Origin of the sequence: Ichthyenterobacterium magnum (assembly GCF_003610635.1) — a bacterium.
GTDB classification, from domain to species: Bacteria; Bacteroidota; Bacteroidia; order Flavobacteriales; family Flavobacteriaceae; genus Ichthyenterobacterium; species Ichthyenterobacterium magnum.
Map to the genome: position 1 here is coordinate 1 of NZ_RAQJ01000007.1, position 17,740 is coordinate 17,740.

Annotated in this window: 18 protein-coding genes and 1 tRNA gene; 11 read left to right on the top strand and 8 right to left on the bottom strand. The window is 31.2% G+C overall.

Going from position 1 to position 17,740, the window contains the following annotated elements:
* Positions 1 to 175 precede the first annotated feature (175 nt).
* Together BXY80_RS12900 and BXY80_RS12905 are read right to left on the bottom strand one after the other, a co-directional pair.
* Positions 176 to 1,705 carry an OmpP1/FadL family transporter gene (locus BXY80_RS12900; RefSeq protein ID WP_120202600.1) on the bottom strand — a complete coding sequence of 510 codons (1,530 nt, stop codon included), beginning with the start codon at positions 1,703 to 1,705 and terminating at the stop codon, positions 176 to 178.
* A gap of 26 nt (positions 1,706 to 1,731) precedes the next feature.
* Positions 1,732 to 2,733, bottom strand: coding sequence for a hypothetical protein (locus BXY80_RS12905; protein WP_120202602.1), 1,002 nt, complete (start codon positions 2,731 to 2,733; stop codon positions 1,732 to 1,734).
* Positions 2,734 to 2,833: 100 nt separating this feature from the next.
* On the opposite strand from BXY80_RS12905, the gene proS reads away from it, so the two are divergent.
* The 3 genes from proS (at position 2,834) to rpsT (ending at position 4,804) form a co-directional block, all read left to right on the top strand.
* Complete coding sequence (proS, locus tag BXY80_RS12910; RefSeq protein ID WP_120202604.1) at positions 2,834 to 4,312, top strand: proline--tRNA ligase; 1,479 nt, start codon at positions 2,834 to 2,836, stop codon at positions 4,310 to 4,312.
* 144 nt (positions 4,313 to 4,456) lie between these two features.
* Positions 4,457 to 4,528 (top strand) — tRNA-Glu (locus BXY80_RS12915).
* A gap of 24 nt (positions 4,529 to 4,552) precedes the next feature.
* Entirely contained in the window at positions 4,553 to 4,804 is a 252-nt protein-coding gene (rpsT, locus tag BXY80_RS12920) for a 30S ribosomal protein S20 (RefSeq protein WP_120202606.1), read from the top strand.
* A 163-nt stretch (positions 4,805 to 4,967) separates the two neighbouring features.
* Here rpsT and rho read toward each other — a convergent pair whose 3' ends face one another.
* A complete protein-coding gene (gene rho / locus BXY80_RS12925; RefSeq protein ID WP_120202608.1) occupies positions 4,968 to 6,608 on the bottom strand; it encodes a transcription termination factor Rho in 1,641 nt (546 codons plus the stop codon).
* A 219-nt stretch (positions 6,609 to 6,827) separates the two neighbouring features.
* On the opposite strand from rho, the gene BXY80_RS12930 reads away from it, so the two are divergent.
* On the top strand, positions 6,828 to 7,238 hold the full coding sequence (locus BXY80_RS12930) for a DUF4293 domain-containing protein (RefSeq protein WP_120202611.1): 411 nt from the start codon (positions 6,828 to 6,830) through the stop codon (positions 7,236 to 7,238).
* Between the two features lie 56 nt (positions 7,239 to 7,294).
* Here BXY80_RS12930 and BXY80_RS12935 read toward each other — a convergent pair whose 3' ends face one another.
* Positions 7,295 to 7,786: a metallophosphoesterase family protein gene (locus BXY80_RS12935; protein WP_120202613.1), complete on the bottom strand. Its 492-nt coding sequence runs from the start codon at positions 7,784 to 7,786 to the stop codon at positions 7,295 to 7,297.
* A 119-nt stretch (positions 7,787 to 7,905) separates the two neighbouring features.
* Between BXY80_RS12935 and truA the strand changes: the two genes are divergently transcribed.
* Complete coding sequence (gene truA / locus BXY80_RS12940) at positions 7,906 to 8,646, top strand: tRNA pseudouridine(38-40) synthase TruA (RefSeq protein WP_120202615.1); 741 nt, start codon at positions 7,906 to 7,908, stop codon at positions 8,644 to 8,646.
* A gap of 9 nt (positions 8,647 to 8,655) precedes the next feature.
* Positions 8,656 to 10,422 (top strand): ABC transporter ATP-binding protein, encoded by a 1,767-nt coding sequence (locus BXY80_RS12945; protein ID WP_120202617.1) that lies wholly within the window; start codon positions 8,656 to 8,658, stop codon positions 10,420 to 10,422.
* Here BXY80_RS12945 and BXY80_RS12950 read toward each other — a convergent pair.
* Genes BXY80_RS12950 through folP form a run of 4 tightly spaced genes read right to left on the bottom strand, consistent with a single transcriptional unit; the run spans position 10,419 to position 13,516 of the window.
* Complete coding sequence (locus BXY80_RS12950) at positions 10,419 to 11,219, bottom strand: DUF3667 domain-containing protein (RefSeq protein WP_120202619.1); 801 nt, start codon at positions 11,217 to 11,219, stop codon at positions 10,419 to 10,421. The genes BXY80_RS12945 and BXY80_RS12950 overlap by 4 nt on opposite strands.
* Complete coding sequence (locus BXY80_RS12955; protein WP_120202621.1) at positions 11,220 to 12,002, bottom strand: diadenylate cyclase; 783 nt, start codon at positions 12,000 to 12,002, stop codon at positions 11,220 to 11,222.
* 35 nt (positions 12,003 to 12,037) lie between these two features.
* Complete coding sequence (locus BXY80_RS12960; RefSeq protein ID WP_147376138.1) at positions 12,038 to 12,739, bottom strand: hypothetical protein; 702 nt, start codon at positions 12,737 to 12,739, stop codon at positions 12,038 to 12,040.
* Positions 12,740 to 12,742: 3 nt separating this feature from the next.
* Positions 12,743 to 13,516 carry a dihydropteroate synthase gene (folP, locus tag BXY80_RS12965; protein ID WP_120202771.1) on the bottom strand — a complete coding sequence of 258 codons (774 nt, stop codon included), beginning with the start codon at positions 13,514 to 13,516 and terminating at the stop codon, positions 12,743 to 12,745.
* 131 nt (positions 13,517 to 13,647) lie between these two features.
* On the opposite strand from folP, the gene BXY80_RS12970 reads away from it, so the two are divergent.
* From BXY80_RS12970 to tpiA, 5 genes are all read left to right on the top strand, one after another.
* A complete protein-coding gene (locus tag BXY80_RS12970; protein ID WP_120202625.1) occupies positions 13,648 to 14,187 on the top strand; it encodes a DUF1599 domain-containing protein in 540 nt (179 codons plus the stop codon).
* 4 nt (positions 14,188 to 14,191) lie between these two features.
* Complete coding sequence (locus BXY80_RS12975) at positions 14,192 to 15,286, top strand: BT_3928 family protein (protein ID WP_120202627.1); 1,095 nt, start codon at positions 14,192 to 14,194, stop codon at positions 15,284 to 15,286.
* 5 nt (positions 15,287 to 15,291) lie between these two features.
* Positions 15,292 to 16,368: an ABC transporter permease gene (locus tag BXY80_RS12980; RefSeq protein WP_120202628.1), complete on the top strand. Its 1,077-nt coding sequence runs from the start codon at positions 15,292 to 15,294 to the stop codon at positions 16,366 to 16,368.
* Between the two features lie 58 nt (positions 16,369 to 16,426).
* The gene (locus BXY80_RS12985) at positions 16,427 to 16,912 is read left to right on the top strand and encodes a TlpA family protein disulfide reductase (RefSeq protein ID WP_120202630.1); all 486 of its coding nucleotides are present in this window, start codon (positions 16,427 to 16,429) and stop codon (positions 16,910 to 16,912) included.
* Between the two features lie 65 nt (positions 16,913 to 16,977).
* On the top strand, positions 16,978 to 17,736 hold the full coding sequence (gene tpiA, locus BXY80_RS12990; RefSeq protein ID WP_120202633.1) for a triose-phosphate isomerase: 759 nt from the start codon (positions 16,978 to 16,980) through the stop codon (positions 17,734 to 17,736).
* Positions 17,737 to 17,740: the final 4 nt, after the last annotated feature.

Sequence of the window (17,740 nt, forward strand, 5' to 3'; positions counted from 1 at the left end):
AACAAGTGATTACTGGTTTGTAGTAGAATATAATGAACCTAATACAGGTGATAAAAAAGAATTTAAAGCCCATTTTACCCTGAAAAGATAAATTGGATTTTTAAAAGAAAGAATAAAAAGCAAAAAGCGGAGTGATAAATCTATCACTCCGCTTTTTTATTTAATGGGTTTTATTTTAAAGGTTAAAAGCTAAAGATAAAGTTACATTAGAATTTTTACCATCAATACGAGCTGCTTCTGTAAGACCAGTAGAATATAATTGATTATTAATTGTTCTGTCAGATTGGTCAAACGCTAAATCTAGTTTAGTGTTTCCAAAGCTATAACCTAAACCTAAAGAGTATCCTGTTAAATCACCATAAAAAGATTCATCATTATATGGGCTTTCCTCAAAACGGTAACCACCTCTAAAACTAAATTTTTTATAACGATATTCGCCTCCAAACTTGTAAGTGTTAGCTGTTTTAAGCGAGTTATTGATAATAGTGTTTTGTGCAGCAAATTGTGGGTCTGATGTTGGTTTAAATTTTGTATTCCCAAAATCTTTTCTAGAATAATCAAAACTAATTAATCCTTGTTCACCAAAAACATAAGCTAAGCTTCCTGTTAATTTCCCAGGTGTTTGTAATTTGTAATCTGGAAATATAGTTAAGACATCTGAAACATATATGATGTCTGGATCAGCATTATTTGAGCTTATGTTTTGAATTAATTCATCTTTAATTGTATACCAAGTAGGAGAGTCATAGGTTAAACCTGCTCTTAGCTCTTTAGTTACCTTTAGAATAGCGCCTAGTTGAAAAGAAAAGCCATTTCCAGTTGTTGCTAAAGAGTTTTCAAATAAGATATTATTGACAACAGATACAGGATTATTGTTCGTTTCTCTTAAACCTGTGTATTTTTCAAAGTTGATAAAATGAGAATTTAAATTTAAACCTAAATAAAGATTGTCTTCATATTGAGCAGCAATGTTAAAACTAAATTTTCCATTATAACCTTTAGATAGGTATAGGTAATTTTGATTAAAATTTCCAGGAGACACGTTAGTATTATAATCTATATTGTCATCATTTGTGTCATCGTCTAAGTTTACTGGATCTATAATACCAGACCAATACCCTAAAAACGCTTGTTGAAACCCATAACCATAGTTTGGGTTGCTACCAATGTTTACATAGGCTTCTTCAACAAATTCTCCAGGTTGTAACTTTAATACGCCAAAAGGGATTTCTTGATTATCAGTAAATGATAAAAAATAGCTATCAATAGAGTTTGTGTTTGTGCCTGAGGCAACCCAATCATTATCATAATTAGATGTTTTATCATAAGCAATACTTAAAACGAATTTTTTCCAAGAGGAGTTTTGATTAGAATTACTAAATACAAAAGCTGCTCCACCTTGATTTAAATCAATATTAGAATCTGATGAAGAGCTAAACCTATTTAGATAAGAGACATCATTATTTACATTTAAATTTGATAATGATATCGAAGCATGACTTCTAGTAAATATTGCTGAACCTGCAGGATTAATACTTACTGCAGACATATCACCTCCAAGTGCTCCAAATGCGCCACTCATACTTCTAAATCTTGCAGTTCCTTGAATTTCATCTGATGAAAATCGAACTGCATCAGTAATGTCTTGTGCTATCAAATTAGACATAGATAGAACACCTATGAATAGTAAACTTAACTTTTTCATATTAGAATTTTTATTTTTTTAACTGCTTATCTTCTTCTTGAACTTCTTGTAGATGATGATCTTGTAGAGCTACTACTTGAACGTCTAACAGAAGAAGAACGACTAGGTGTAGAGCTTCTTCTTATAGATGGCGAGTTACTTCGTCTAGGACCTGAATTAACTCTAGTTCTTGTATTACTTCTTGAAGAATTTGCATTGGGTCTAATTGTTCTTCTTGTTGTGGTACGAGGTGTTTGAGAATTAGTTCTTACTCTTGGTGAAGTAACTCTTGTAGAATTGCTTCTTCTAATCGTAGTTGAGTTTGAACGAATTCTTGAAGAGTTATTTGATCTTCTCGTTCTTGTATTTGAATATGAGCTTCTTCTATTGTTATATCCATTTCTGTTAACAACAGAGTTTCCACGTCTGCTAGAATTATATGCTAAGTTACCTCTTCTGTAATAATTGTTTCCATAAAAGTTATTGCGATAACCTCTATATGGATAGTAATAATTGTAACCGTAATTGTAATAAGGAGGACACCAATAGTTATTCCAGCCAAACCCTGCATTCCATCCCCAATTATTATAACCCCAAAAACCAGTATTCCAACCCCATCTATTCCATCTGTTCCAGCCATATCCATAGTTCCAACCCCAAGGTTGATTCCAACCATAGTTTGAATATACATTTATAGTAACATCGGTATTGTCTTGTCCCCAACCAGCATAACCAGTTTCAATATCTACTTGCTCTTCTTCATTATAATTACCTGCGTATGCATCTATATCTGTAAAAATTACATCATCTTCAACAATATCATCATATTGTTGAGATTTTTCGTTAAAATAGTTTTTATAGTAGCTGTTACCTTCGGTACTTGCAACTTCTACATTAGAAGCTTCTTGATAAGTTGAGTCATCATCACTATAAATACCATCACTGCTATTACCTACATATTGGTAAGAGCCACAAGAAGCTAAAACAAAAGTAAAGCTTAGTGCAACAAAAAATGGCAATTTTGATTTTAAGTAGTTATTAAATTGCATATCTCTATATTTTTATTGTTGAACATTACAAAAATAGTTAGTTTTGTTGAACTATTTTTTTATTTAACATAAGCACAAATTTTGTGCCAAAATACTGACAATGAGCAAAAACCTTACAAGTAGGACTGAAGATTATTCTAAATGGTATAACGAATTGGTTGTAAAGGCTGATTTAGCTGAGAATTCAGCCGTTAGAGGATGTATGGTAATTAAGCCTTATGGCTTTGCAATTTGGGAGAAAATGCAAGCTGAATTAGACAGAATGTTTAAAGAAACAGGTCATGAAAATGCATATTTTCCACTTTTTGTGCCTAAAAGTTTGTTTGAAGCCGAAGAAAAAAACGCTGAAGGTTTTGCAAAAGAGTGTGCAGTTGTAACTCATTATAGATTACAAAACGATCCAGATAATGAAGGAAAACTAAGAGTTGATCCTGAAGCTAAGTTAGAAGAAGAGTTGGTTGTTAGACCAACTAGTGAAGCTATAATTTGGAATACTTATAAAGGTTGGATTCAATCTTATAGAGATTTACCATTATTAATAAACCAATGGGCAAATGTTGTACGTTGGGAAATGCGTACACGATTGTTTTTACGTACAGCAGAATTTTTATGGCAAGAAGGTCATACAGCGCATGCTACAAAAAAAGAAGCAATTGTTGAGTCAATACAAATGCAAGAAGTTTATGCTGAATTTGCTGAGAAATTTATGGCAATGCCAGTTATTAAAGGCGCAAAATCTGAAAGTGAACGTTTTGCAGGAGCTGAAGAAACTTTTACTATTGAGGCTTTAATGCAGGACGGAAAAGCTTTGCAAGCTGGAACGTCTCACTTTTTAGGACAAAATTTTGCTAAAGCTTTTGATGTAAAATACACATCTAAAGAAGGAAAACAAGAATATGTTTGGGCAACTTCTTGGGGCGTTTCTACACGTTTGATTGGTGGCTTAATAATGACACACTCTGATGATAAAGGTTTAGTATTGCCTCCAAAATTGGCACCAATACAAGTTGCTATTGTTCCTATATATAAAGGAGAAGAACAATTAGAAGCAATTTCTAATAAAATGGACATTATTGTAAAAAAACTTCGCAAAAAAGGAATTTCTGTAAAGTTTGATACAAGAGATACTTTTAGACCTGGAGCTAAATTTGCAGAATACGAATTAAAAGGAGTTCCTGTAAGAATTGCTATAGGGAATCGAGATTTAGAAAACGGAACTTTAGAGATAGCTAGAAGAGATACTTTAGAGAAACAAACAGTTACTCAAGATGAAGCAGTTTCTTTTGTTGAAAACCTGTTAGAAGAAATTCAAGAGAGTTTATTTAATAAAGCAATTGATTACAGGAAAGAACATACAACTGAAGTTTCTACTTTTGATGAGTTTAAAGATGTAATAAAAAACAAAGGAGGTTTTGTTTCTGCGCATTGGGATGGTACTGAAGAAACAGAAGATAAGATTAAAGAGCTTACCAAAGCTACTATTAGATGTATTCCTATGGATGCAAAAGAAGAAGAAGGAAAGTGTGTTTTTACTGGAAAAACATCAAGTAGAAGAGTGCTATTTGCAAAAGCATATTAATTTTTTTAAAAAAAGTTGCACTAGGTGTTGCAACATTTAAAAATAGTTGTATTTTTGCATCCGCAATGAATAATTGCATGTTCATTTGAAAATAGTATTAGTTTATCTTTTTTAGTTTAAATTAATATTGATAATAAAACAAATGGCCCGTTCGTCTATCGGCTAGGACGCCAGGTTTTCATCCTGGTAAGAGGGGTTCGATTCCCCTACGGGCTACAATTTTTAATAAGAAAGAATAAAATGGCAAATCATAAGTCAGCATTAAAGAGAATTAGAAGTAACGAAGCAAAGCGTTTAACTAATAGATACCAACATAAAACTACGCGTAATGCTATTAAAAAATTACGTGATATGGAAAAAGCTAAAGATGCTCAAGCATTTTTACCTTCTGTAGTTTCTATGATTGATAAATTAGCTAAGAAAAATGTTATTCATGTTAATAAAGCTGCTAATTTAAAATCTGGATTAACTAAGCATGTTGCTTCTTTATAAGATTTAATTTAAAGTATTATACAATTTAAAGCTTCTCATTTGAGAAGCTTTTTTTGTTTGCCTATGCTAGATTTTAATTAAAAATAATATAGAGTTTTCATTTGTAAGCATAAAAAAACCCTTGATTAATCAAAGGCTTTTTTATTTATGTTTAGGTTATCTTTTACCCATTCATTGATACTAAAAACTCTTCGTTGTTTCTAGTTTGCTTAAAACGGTCATTAATAAATTCCATAGCTTCAACAGGATTCATATCTGCTAAGTACTTACGCATCACCCACATTCTTTGAATAGTAGATGGATCTAATAAAATATCATCACGTCTTGTACTTGAAGATGTAAGGTCTATAGCTGGAAAAATTCTTCGATTAGATATTTTTCTGTCTAATTGTAACTCCATATTACCAGTTCCTTTAAACTCTTCAAAAATTACTTCATCCATTTTAGAGCCAGTCTCTGTTAAAGCAGTAGCTATAATGGTTAAAGACCCACCATTTTCAATATTACGAGCTGCACCAAAGAAACGCTTTGGTTTGTGTAAAGCATTAGCATCAACACCACCACTTAATATTTTTCCAGATGCAGGCTGAACCGAGTTATATGCTCTAGCAAGTCTGGTAATAGAATCTAGTAATATAACAACATCATGTCCACACTCAACTAAACGCTTTGCTTTTTCAAGAACAATATTTGCAATTTTTACATGCTCATGAGCTTCTTTGTCAAATGTAGAAGCAATTACTTCACCACGAACGTTACGTTGCATATCTGTAACTTCTTCAGGACGTTCATCAATTAGTAAAATCATTTGATAAACTTCAGGATGATTTGCTGCAATTGCATTAGCGACATCCTTAAGTAGCATAGTTTTACCAGTTTTTGGTTGTGAAACAATCATACCACGTTGCCCTTTTCCTATAGGAGCGAACAAATCCATAATACGTGTAGATATGGTTGCTTGCTTTTCTGCTATATTAAATTTCTCTTGTGGGAATAAAGGTGTTAAGTGTTCAAATGAAACTCGATCTCTAACAACCTCAGGTTTTTGACCATTAATTTTACTTACTTTAATTAAAGGGAAATATTTTTCACCTTCTTTTGGAGGTCTTACATTGCCAAAAACAGTGTCGCCCATTTTTAACCCAAATAAACGAATTTGAGATTGTGATACATAAATATCGTCTGGAGATGATAGGTAGTTATAATCTGATGATCTTAAAAAACCATAACCATCTTGCATAATATCTAAAACACCTTCACTCTCAATAATGGCATCAAACTCAAAATCTGGTTCTCTATAACGGTTACGACTATCTTTGTTTCCGTTATTTTTATGAGTATTCCCATCTTTTTGACGAGGGTTTGGTTTGTGTTCGTTTTTCTGACGAGGGTTTGGTTTGTTCTCATTAGACTGACGTTGTTTAGTGTCATTATCTTTTTGAGTATGTTGTTGCTTAGGATTTTCTTTTCTAGGCTCTTTTGGTTTGTTTTTTGTGTTTGAGCTGTTCTGCTGCTGTTTTTCTTCATTTACTTCAGGCAACTCCATTTTTTGTTGAGATGTGTTTTGTGTTGGTTTTTTTTGAACACGTTGTCTTGGTTTGCGATCTGTAGCAGGTTTGTCTTGTAAAGGAGTTTTAGGTGCAACTTCTTTTTTAACAGCTTCAGGATTTGCGGCTTGAAAATCTAGTATTTGATATACTAAATCTAATTTTTTAAGTGTACGATATTTAGGTACTTTTAGTTTTTGAGCTATCTCTTGAAGTTCAGGTAGCTTTTTCTCTTTTAGTTGTGAAATTTCAAACATGTATGTTTATTGAATAATTTTTTAAATTGAAATTGATTGATTTCGTATGCTTTTCTGAAAAAATAAAATTTGAAAGAATCTGAAAAAAATCTGAAGATTTAATAATCTGTAACTCTGTGAGTAACAATTACTATTGCAATAATACAATTTTATTTTAAAAATTTATACATCTTTTTAAAAAGAAACCATTAATTTTGTCGCCTTAGTACAAGAAGTTAAATGTTACAACGCATTCAAACCATTTATTTGTTAGTAGCTGCAGTTATTTCTGCTGGCCTTATATTTGTATTTCATTTATGGACAAATGCTGCTGATGAACCAGTTTTTGCAATAGATGTTATGTATTACTTTATAATGTTTCTTGGTTCTGCTGTTTTATCATTAGTTTCAATATTTAGTTATAGCAATAGGAAGTTTCAATTTGTTTTGGGACGACTTAACATCATATTAAACTTTATTTTATTAGGATTTTTTGTGTATCAATCACTAAACATATCTGGAGAAGCTGATGTTTCTGAGAAAGGTATTGGGATTCTTCTACCTATTTTATCTATCGTGTTTTTGGTTTTAGCCAATAAGGCCATAAAAAAGGATGAAGATCTTGTAAAATCTGTAGATCGATTACGATAAAACCTATTATCTTAATTATTTAGTGCGTGAACCCAGAGTGAAGACTCTGGGTTTTTTTATTTTTTAAACTCTATAACTTCTAGGTTGTCTATTTTTTTTCCATCAATAGTAAAGCGTAGCATTGTTCTTACTTTATGAAACCCATGTTTACCAACAGCTCCAGGATTCATGTGTATGAGGTTTAGTTTTTTGTCTGGCATCACTTTTAATATGTGAGAATGCCCGCAAATAAATAACTTTGGAGGATTTAATTGTAAGTCTTCTCTAACCCTTAAGTTATATTTTGGAGGATAACCACCTATGTGAGTAATCCATACATCTACATCTTCGCACATAAACCTATTATGCTCGGGAAATTCTACTCTTGCTTTTGCATCATCTATGTTTCCGTAAACTGCTTTTAATGGTTTTAAGCGTTTAATTGTATCTGTAACTTTTAAATTTCCAATATCACCAGCATGCCATACTTCATCAGCTTGTTTTACATATTTTATAATAGTGTCGTCAATGTAACTATGCGTGTCTGATAGTAAGAGAATTTTTTTCATGTTTATCTTCCGCGAAAGCGAAACCCTTATTTTAGTTAAACCTTAATTAAATTAAAGTTACAAATACTATTACTCGCAAATCTAATTATCTTTGTGGTTTACAAAAGTAGTAGTTTATATTGAGGTATTTTATCGAATTATCATATAACGGAAAGGCATATCATGGCTGGCAAAATCAGCCCAATGCTATTTCGGTACAACAAGTTTTAGAAGAAGCCTTATCAAGGATTTTGCAATCTAAAATTAGTGTTGTAGGTGCTGGACGAACAGATGCTGGTGTACATGCTTTACAGTTATTTGCTCATTTTGATATAGATAAACCATTAATAGAAAATTTAATTTTTAAGCTTAATTCTTTTTTGCCAAATGATATCGTTGTGCATGCTATTTTTAAAGTTACTGATGATGCTCATGCGCGATTTGATGCACTAAGTAGAACGTATAATTATAGTATTTCTACCAAAAAAGATGTGTTTAATTTCGATTTCTCTTATGCGTTTCATCTACCTCTTGATATTAAAAAAATGAATGAAGCATGCAACATCTTATTGCAGTATAAAGATTTTCAATGTTTTTCTAAAAGTAATACAGATGTAAAAACGTATAATTGTACAATTGAGCATGCACAATGGGAACTTACTAATAATGAATTGAAATTTGTTATTACAGCAGACCGTTTTTTAAGAAACATGGTAAGAGCAATTGTTGGTACGCTTATAAATATAGGACAAGGAAAAACATCTATTGATGATTTACATGAAATTATAAAATCTAAAGATAGAAGCCGTGCAGGAACTTCAGTTCCAGCACACGGACTATATTTAGTAAAAATAGAATACCCAGAAACAATAAAAGCATAGATTAAGTATATGGCAAAATCAACCAAAAATGTTTTTGATATGACGCTTTTTAAGCGCTTATTACAATTTATTAAACCTTATAAATGGGTGTTTTTTAGCACGCTTGTTTTTGTAGTAGGTTTGGCTGTTTTTGGAGCATTGCGTCCTTGGGTTTTACAACAGGCAATAGACAACCATGTTGTAGTTAAAGATTACAATGGGTTTATGTTTTATATCATTGTAATGTTTGTGCTTTTAGTTTTAGAGGTTACAACTCAGTTGTTGTTTATTTATTACGCAAGTTGGCTTGGGCAATCTGTGGTTAAAGATATAAGAGTAAAACTTTATGAACACATGTTGAGTTTTAGAATGAAATATTTTGACAATTCATCAGTTGGTGTTTTAATAACTAGAGCCGTAACAGATATGGAGCGTATTGCTGATATTTTTGGACAAGGTTTGTTTATGATATTTAGTGATATACTAAAAATGGCTGTTGTAGCTGGTTTTATGCTTTTTTTGAATTGGAAACTTTGTCTTATAGCTTTTGTAACCATGCCTATTGTATTATACGCCACAAAGATTTTTCAGAGGTATATGAAACGTGCTTTTGAAGAAGTACGAACAGAAGTTTCTAATCTAAATTCTTTTGTTCAAGAGCGTGTAACAGGTATGAAGATTCTTCAGCTATTTACACGAGAAGAAACAGAATATAAAAAGTTTAAAGCCATTAATGAGCGTCATAAAAAGGGATGGTTAAAAACAGTTTGGTATAATTCTATTTTCTTTCCAATAGCTGATTTTTTATCATCTATTACCTTAGGAACAATTATTTGGGTTGGTGGTTTTATGGTAGTTAATACTAAAACGGCTTCAATAGGTGATTTAACAGCCTTTATTATGTATATTCCTATGTTGTTTAGACCATTAAACCAGATTGCAAATAAGTTTAATACGTTACAAATGGGAATGGTTGCTGCAGATCGTGTTTTTAAAGTCTTAGATACGACTTCGCAAATTGATGATACAGGAACTAAAATAGCATCTCATTTTAAAGGCAATATTGGTTTTAAAGATGTTCACTTTTCTTATGTTGAAGACGAAGAAGTTTTAAAAAGTATTTCTTTAGATGTAAAAACGGGTCAAACAATAGCTATTGTTGGATCTACTGGAGCCGGAAAATCTACCATTATAAATTTACTTAACCGTTTTTATGATATTCAAAAAGGAAGCATTTGTATTGACAATGTAGATATAAAAGAATTGACGTTAAAGTCTTTAAGAGCACAAATAGCTGTTGTCTTGCAAGATGTATTTTTATTTGCTGATACTATTTTAAACAATATTACACTTAAAAATCCTGATATTTCTGAAGCCGAAGTGCAGCAAGCTGCAAAGGATATTGGAATCCATGATTTTATTATGAGTTTGCCAAATAACTATCACTATAATGTAAAAGAACGTGGTGTGATGTTATCTTCTGGTCAACGACAACTAATTTCATTTTTAAGAGCTTATGTAACCAATCCAAGTATTTTGGTTTTAGATGAAGCCACATCATCTGTAGATTCATATTCAGAGCAATTAATCCAAGATGCAACAGATAAAATTACAAGAGGAAGAACATCAATAGTTATTGCTCACAGATTGGCAACCATTCAAAAAGCAGATCAAATCATTGTTATGGATTCTGGTCGCATTGTGGAGCAAGGTACACATAACGAATTGCTTAAAAAACAAGATGGTTACTATAGAAACCTTTATGAAGTACAATTTTTAAAAGAGGAAGTTGCTTAACCTTTTTTTAATGCTTTTTTTGCTTCAATCATATCATCAAACATTCCAGATTTAAACATAAAAACTGTACTTGCTGTAATAATAAGAACCATAGCAATTCCCAAAAGAACAATAAATATTAATGTTTTTACTAACATATTAAGTTTGTTTAACCCATAAACACGTTTTAAACAATACGTAAAGTAAAGAAACATAAGTGGAAATATAAATAAACTAATTGTAGTAAAAGAAACTATGTTTAATGGGATTAGTATGGCAGTAATTAAGGCTATACAAATTGAAACCTGAGCTTGAGCATATAAAAAGACAACTATCAATTCTGTGTAATTGAATTTTTTGTTGTCATAAAAAACAATTTTTGCAAGTAAGGCATAAAAAGGAATGTATGACATCATTACAAGCGATTGATAATCTGTAGAGAAATTAAAAATTTTAGAAAACACTTCTTGCTGTTTTCTGCCTATCTCAGTACTAGTATCATAAAACGTAAAGTCGGTTTGAAATTTTTGAATAATATAAATCTGAAGTCCAGACAATGTAATTGCAAGAGCAAAGTAACTAATTACATTTACATATTTTTTGCGCGTTCCATTTATATAACCACCAATTACATCTTCAGGGCTTTTAAATAAGTTTAAAAAGGTTCTAAGTAGTTTGTTGTCGTAATTAAAAAAGGTTTCGCTAATATGTTCAAATAAGTTTTTAAATGTTAAACGATTTCTAATTACTTTGCCACCACATCTGTTGCAATAATCACTATTTTCTTGTAAGTTATTTTTACAGTTTTTACAATTCATTTACACTAAATCTTTTTTAATCATTTCGGTCAATTCATTTATATTATTATAGATTATAAATTCACCGTTTTTAATGTAAGATATTTGTCCGGTTTCTTCGCTAACAACAATAGCTACTGCATCTGTTTTTTCTGTAATTCCAACAGCAGCTCTATGGCGTAACCCAAAACGATTAGGTATGTTTTTTTCGTTGTTTACTGGTAAAATTACACGTGTAGCTTTTACAATATTATTCTCAATAATAATTGCGCCATCATGTAAAGGGCTGTTTTTAAAAAAGATGCTTTCTATAATGGGTTGTGTTACTGCGATATTCATTTCATCTCCAGTTCCTGTTAAAAAATCGAGGCTATTATTGCGCTCTAAAACAATTAAAGCGCCAGTTTGTGTAGTTCCCATTTTATTACAAGCTGTAATAATTGCATCAACATCAATTTCTGTTTCAGCATCACTTTTTAAGAATTTCATTTTACTAAAAAGCTTTCCGCGACCGCTCAGGTTTGTGGAGCCAACCATCAATAGAAATTTTCTTATTTCTGGCTGGAAAACAACAATTAAAGCAATAATACCAACTTTCATAAAACCATCAAAGATATTATGAAGCATGTGCATGTTTAGAAAATCTGTGAGTTTCCAAACAGAATAAATGATTATTATACCGATAAAAATATTAATGGCAACTGTACCTTTTACTAACTTATAGACATAGTAGAGTAGAATGGCTACAAGAAAGACATCTATGAAGTCTACAATTCCGAAATCCCAAAATTTGAATTTATCCAAGGTTGAGGTGTTTGTGTAAATTTAACAAAATAAGATTAATAAATGAACTCGTTGTTGTCAATAGAAATACTGTCTGATTCTAATTCTAAAACTAGTGATTTAAATGTTATATAATCTTGAAAAGTTAAGCTTTTACTCATAGTTAACTTTAATTGTATTTTTTTATATTCAGGATTTTTTGCTAGTTCTTTTATTTTAGTTGTTAAGTCTTCAATTTTAAAGCTGTTTTTATGCATGTAAATTGTATGATCTTCATGAAAATTAATAGAAAAGATGTTTAAAGAATCTTCTAACTCATTTACGGAATCAATTTTTTTATAACTCGTAAGTATTTGTTTGAAATCTAAAGAAGATTCAATAAATTCATAAACCACATCTGTAAATTCAATAAAGCCTAAATTTTTAATGCTAGTAGCGTTGCACGTAAAATAGTTTTTTGCATTTTCGTTTTTATGCATTTGTGCATTTCGCTTTTTATCTTGTAAGAATTTAATTTTTGGGATGGCTTGTTTTAATGTTAAGCGTTTATCAACATTTACTAGCCAGTTTGTTGTGCTTATAATGTTTTTTCGATTAAGTTCAATGCTGTCAGTTAATGTTTCATTATAAAATAAATAAGCTGGAGAAACATCTAGTACTTCAGTTATTTTTGCATTTTCAATTTCTGGTAGTAAGATAACTTTATCTTTTCCGCAGGAAAAACATAAAAGTAAGACCATAAAAAACAAATATCTCATAGTTTAAGATTTAAGTAGGTTAACAAGTTTAATACATTCCATGGCTTCTTTAACATCATGAACTCGTAAAATCGAAGCACCTTTTTGTAAGGCTATTGTGTTTAAAATAGAGGTTCCGTTAAGGGCTTCATTTGCTGTGTTGCCCAATGATTTGTATATCATTGATTTTCTTGAAACACCAATTAGAAGCGGTAAATCTAAATTATTAAAAAGCTCAAGTTGGTTAAGTAATTCAAAATTTTGCTCTGTAGTTTTTGCGAATCCAAAACCAGGATCAGCAATTAAATCTACAATTCCTAATTCTCTGGCTTTAGCAATACGTTTAGAAAAATAAGATAAAATGTCTTTAATTAAATCATCATAATGTGTTTGCTCTTGCATAGTTTGCGGCGTTCCTTTCATATGCATCATTATATATGGCACTTGAAGATTTGCTATGGTTTGTAACATGTTTTCGTCTATATGACCAGCAGAAATATCATTTATCAAACTTGCTCCTGAGTTTATGCATTGTTTTGCAACTTCACTTCTAAACGTATCTATAGATAAAAGTGCATCTGGAAATTCTTTTAAAATCAATTCTATAATTGGGAGCATGCGTTGTAGCTCTTCGGTTTCAGAAATATGCGTTGCGTTTGGTCGCGAGCTATAGGCACCAACATCTATAAAAGTGGCACCATCTTTAAGCATTATATAAACTTGAGATAAAATATCGCTATTGTTTTTATAAGCGCCACCATCATAAAAAGAATCTGGTGTAATGTTTAAAATCCCCATCACTTTTGGCGTGTTGAGGTCTATAAGTTGTCCTTTACAGTTAATTGATTTTGCCAAAACTATTTCAGTAAGGTTAAAGTTTTTAAATTCGATTAATTTATGCGAAATTTACGCAAAATTAAATGTATTAGATGCAAGATACTTCAAAACAATATGACAATGTAATTGAAAGCTGTAGAAGTCTTTTTATTAATAAAATGAAAGACTACGGAAGCGCATGGCGAATATTAAGATTACCATCATTAACAGACCAAATTTTTATTAAAGCACAACGCATAAGAAGTCTTCAGCAAAATGATGTGAGAAAGGTAGATGAAGGAGAGACAAGTGAGTTTATAGGTATTATTAACTATTGCACAATGGCCTTAGTTCAATTAGAAAAAGGTGTTGTAGAGCAACCTGATTTATCGGTAAAAGAGGCTACAGAATTATATGATAAGCATGTTGGAGTAACTAAGCAACTTATGTTAGACAAAAATCATGATTATGGTGAAGCTTGGCGAGACATGAGAGTGAGTAGTCTAACCGATTTAATTTTACAAAAGCTATTGCGTGTTAAGCAAATTGAAGATAACTCAGGAAAAACTATTGTAAGCGAAGGTATTGATGCTAATTATCAAGATATGATTAATTATGCTGTTTTTGCTTTAATTCATTTAAACGAAAAATAAGACTATGAAATTTCTTGTTGCTATAAGTAGAGTATTTGTTGGCGTATTATTTATAATTTCTGGATTTATAAAGCTTAATGACCCTTTGGGATTTTCATATAAATTGCAAGAGTATTTCAGTGCAGATGTTTTAAATATTACATTTTTAGAACCATATGCTTTAGGGATTTCGGTTTTTGTGGTGATTTTTGAAGTTGTTTTAGGTGTGTTTTTGCTCATAGGTTATAAACCAAAATTTACGGTTTGGAGCTTATTGGCAATGATAGTGTTTTTTACCTTTTTAACCTTTTATTCGGCTTATTATGATAAGGTTAAAGACTGTGGCTGTTTTGGTGATGCATTAAAGTTAACACCTTGGGAATCGTTTACAAAAGATATAATCTTACTGTTTTTTATATTAATTCTGTTTTTTGGTATAAAGTATATTAAGCCAATTTTTAGCAAACTAGGGCTTTCAATTGCATCGTTATTAACATTTATAGCATGTTTGAGCTTTGCATATTATGTGTTAATGCATTTGCCAGCAATAGATTTTAGAGCTTATAAAATTGGTGATAATATTAGTGAAAATATGAAGCTTCCAGCAGATGCTCAAAAAGAAGTTTCAGAATGGACATGGTTATTTAATGTTAACGGAGAAGAAAAAGAGTTTATTACCAATGGAGCATATCCAACAGTAGATGGAGAATACATAAGTTATACTAAGAAAATAATTGTTGAAGCAGACGAACCTAAAATATTTGATTTCTCAATTGAATCTGAAGATGAAGACGTAACGCAACAATTTTTAGAAGAAGATAAGTTAGTTGTTATTGTAGCTTACAATTTAGAAACAGCAGAAGCAGATGGTTTAAGCAAATTAAAAACTATAGCAGATGAAGCTGTAAAAAAAGGTTATAAGGTTATAGGTTTAACTGCATCTGGAGCTAATAAAAAGCAAGAAGTTAAAGAAGTTTATCATCTAAATTTTGATTTTTATTTATGTGATGAAAAGGTACTTAAAACTATAGTACGATCTAATCCTGGAATTATTATTCTTAATAAAGGAACAGTAATAGACAAGGCACATTGGAATGACTTTGAAGACTTACAATTATAATCTATTTGATAAACTATTTACTAAATAAAATCTTTTACGCCTTACTCACATTATTTGGGGTAATTACAGTTATTTTCTTTTTGTTTAATGTGCTTCCCGGAGATCCAGCTCAAATGATGCTTGGTCAAAATGAAGATAGTAATCAGGTTGCCATTGTAAAAAAGAAATATGGTTTTGATAAACCCGTTACAACGCAATACTTATACTATTTAAATGATTTGTCACCTTTGTCTTTTCATTCAAAAAATAAAGACGACTATACATTTTTAAGAGCCAATAAGTATTCGGCTACTCAGCTTTTTTCAATAGGCAATACAACAACAGTATTAAAACTACCTTACTTAAGAGAATCGTTTACTAAACAAGGAAAAAAAGTATCGCAAGTAATAGCCGAAACTTTGCCAAACACATTTGTTTTAGCGGTTTCTGCAATTACTATTGCTTTGTTAATAGGACTGATTCTAGGTGTTATTTCAGCTTTAAAAAAAGATACTTGGATCGATCGACTCATACAAGTTGTAAGTACATTAGGTATGAGTGTGCCTTCTTTTTTTAGCGCTATTCTTTTTGCTTGGTTGTTTGGTTTTGTGTTGCATAAATACACAAATCTAGAAATGACAGGTAGCTTATATGAATTAGATGATTTTGGCGAGAAAGTGAACATTAAATGGAAAAATTTAATTCTTCCAGCATTGGTTTTGGGTATTCGTCCTTTGGCAGTTGTTATTCAACTTATGCGAAATTCGTTATTAGAAGTTTTTAATCAAGACTATATACGTACAGCAAGAGCTAAAGGCTTGAGTGAGTTTCAAATCATTAAAAGTCATGCTATAAAAAATGCATTAAATCCTGTTGTTACGGCAATTTCTGGTTGGTTTGCCTCTATGCTTGCTGGTGCCGTTTTTGTCGAATATATCTTTGGTTGGAATGGCCTTGGTAAAGAAATTGTAAACGCACTAAACACCTTAGACTTACCAGTAATTATGGGCTCAGTTTTGGTTATTGCAACTCTGTTTGTAATTATAAATATTTTTGTCGACTTAATATATACTTGGTTAGACCCAAAGGTAACCTTAGATTAAAACTAATTACGTTTGTCATTCTGAACACAGCTGAAGAATCTTATTATTAACGTCTTAAATGAAAAAAATAATTCACTTTATACTTATTACATGTTTGACTTTTAGTTGTGCAGAACCACCACTTCAGTTTTCTGAAGAAGCTCTAAACGAAAAAGTAATAACACTAGACGGAAACGCAATAACACTTTCTGAGGTTTTGGAGCTACATCAAGGTAAAACCGTATTAATAGATGTTTGGGCATCTTGGTGTGGTGATTGTATACAAGGCATGCCAAAAGTAAAAGCTATTCAAAACCAATTTAAGACTATTGATTATGTGTTTTTATCTGTAGATAGGAGCCAAGCAGCTTGGAAACGTGGTATAGAAAAATATAAGGTAAAAGGCTTCCATTATTTTATTCCTAAAGGTCAAAAAGGCGCTTTTGGTAAATTTCTTAACTCCAATTGGATTCCAAGATACATGGTTATTAATCCTGACGGAAGCATTAAGTTGTATAAGGCAACAAAAGCAACAGATCAAAGTATTATAGAAGCATTAAAATAGTTATTTTTGTAAAGGTTAATTTAATAGTTTCTCATTCTATTGAGAACAATAAATATATTTAGTTGATGAGAAAACATATTGTCGCAGGAAATTGGAAAATGAATAATGATTTAAAAGCCACGAAAAAGTTGGTGAAGCAAATCAGAAAATCAATTAAAAAAGCAGACTTAAGTAATACTAGAGTAATTGTTGCCCCAACGTTTGTAAATCTAGCTACAGCGGTAAAACGTACTAAGAAGTCTAAAATAGAAGTTGTAGCTCAAAATATGCATCAGGCTAGTAATGGTGCTTTTACAGGAGAGATTTCTGCTAAAATGTTAAAAAGTATAGGTGTTAAAACAGTGATTTTAGGGCATTCAGAAAGACGTGCTTATTTTGGTGAAACAGACGCTTTGCTAGCAGAAAAAGTTAACGCAGCATTAGAGAATAAATTAGAAGTTATCTTTTGTTTTGGAGAAGAACTTTCAGATAGAAAAGAAAACAATCAAGAAGGTGTTGTTAAGTCGCAAATTAAAAACGCTTTATTTCATTTAGATGCTGACGCTTTTAAAAACATTGTTTTAGCATACGAACCTGTATGGGCTATTGGTACAGGAGAAACAGCAAGTCCAGAGCAAGCTCAAGACATGCATGCATTTATAAGAAAAACACTTTCAGATAAATATGGAGAAGAAGTAGCTAACACTGTTTCTATTCTTTATGGAGGAAGCGTAAAACCAGGAAATGCAAAAGAGATTTTTTCTAAGCCAGATGTAGATGGCGGATTAATTGGTGGAGCTGCTTTAAAAGCTGAAGATTTTTTCGCAATTGTAAATGCGTTTTAAAAAA

Coding starts and splice junctions, on each gene's coding strand:
- BXY80_RS12900 (WP_120202600.1), bottom strand. CDS start 1,705: ATGAAAAAGTTAAGTTTACTATTCATAGGTGTTCTATCTATGTCTAAT.
- BXY80_RS12905 (WP_120202602.1), bottom strand. CDS start 2,733: ATGCAATTTAATAACTACTTAAAATCAAAATTGCCATTTTTTGTTGCA.
- proS (WP_120202604.1), top strand. CDS start 2,834: ATGAGCAAAAACCTTACAAGTAGGACTGAAGATTATTCTAAATGGTAT.
- rpsT (WP_120202606.1), top strand. CDS start 4,553: ATGGCAAATCATAAGTCAGCATTAAAGAGAATTAGAAGTAACGAAGCA.
- rho (WP_120202608.1), bottom strand. CDS start 6,608: ATGTTTGAAATTTCACAACTAAAAGAGAAAAAGCTACCTGAACTTCAA.
- BXY80_RS12930 (WP_120202611.1), top strand. CDS start 6,828: ATGTTACAACGCATTCAAACCATTTATTTGTTAGTAGCTGCAGTTATT.
- BXY80_RS12935 (WP_120202613.1), bottom strand. CDS start 7,786: ATGAAAAAAATTCTCTTACTATCAGACACGCATAGTTACATTGACGAC.
- BXY80_RS12945 (WP_120202617.1), top strand. CDS start 8,656: ATGGCAAAATCAACCAAAAATGTTTTTGATATGACGCTTTTTAAGCGC.
- BXY80_RS12950 (WP_120202619.1), bottom strand. CDS start 11,219: ATGAATTGTAAAAACTGTAAAAATAACTTACAAGAAAATAGTGATTAT.
- BXY80_RS12960 (WP_147376138.1), bottom strand. CDS start 12,739: ATGAGATATTTGTTTTTTATGGTCTTACTTTTATGTTTTTCCTGCGGA.
- folP (WP_120202771.1), bottom strand. CDS start 13,516: ATGGGGATTTTAAACATTACACCAGATTCTTTTTATGATGGTGGCGCT.
- BXY80_RS12970 (WP_120202625.1), top strand. CDS start 13,648: ATGCAAGATACTTCAAAACAATATGACAATGTAATTGAAAGCTGTAGA.
- BXY80_RS12975 (WP_120202627.1), top strand. CDS start 14,192: ATGAAATTTCTTGTTGCTATAAGTAGAGTATTTGTTGGCGTATTATTT.
- BXY80_RS12985 (WP_120202630.1), top strand. CDS start 16,427: ATGAAAAAAATAATTCACTTTATACTTATTACATGTTTGACTTTTAGT.
- tpiA (WP_120202633.1), top strand. CDS start 16,978: ATGAGAAAACATATTGTCGCAGGAAATTGGAAAATGAATAATGATTTA.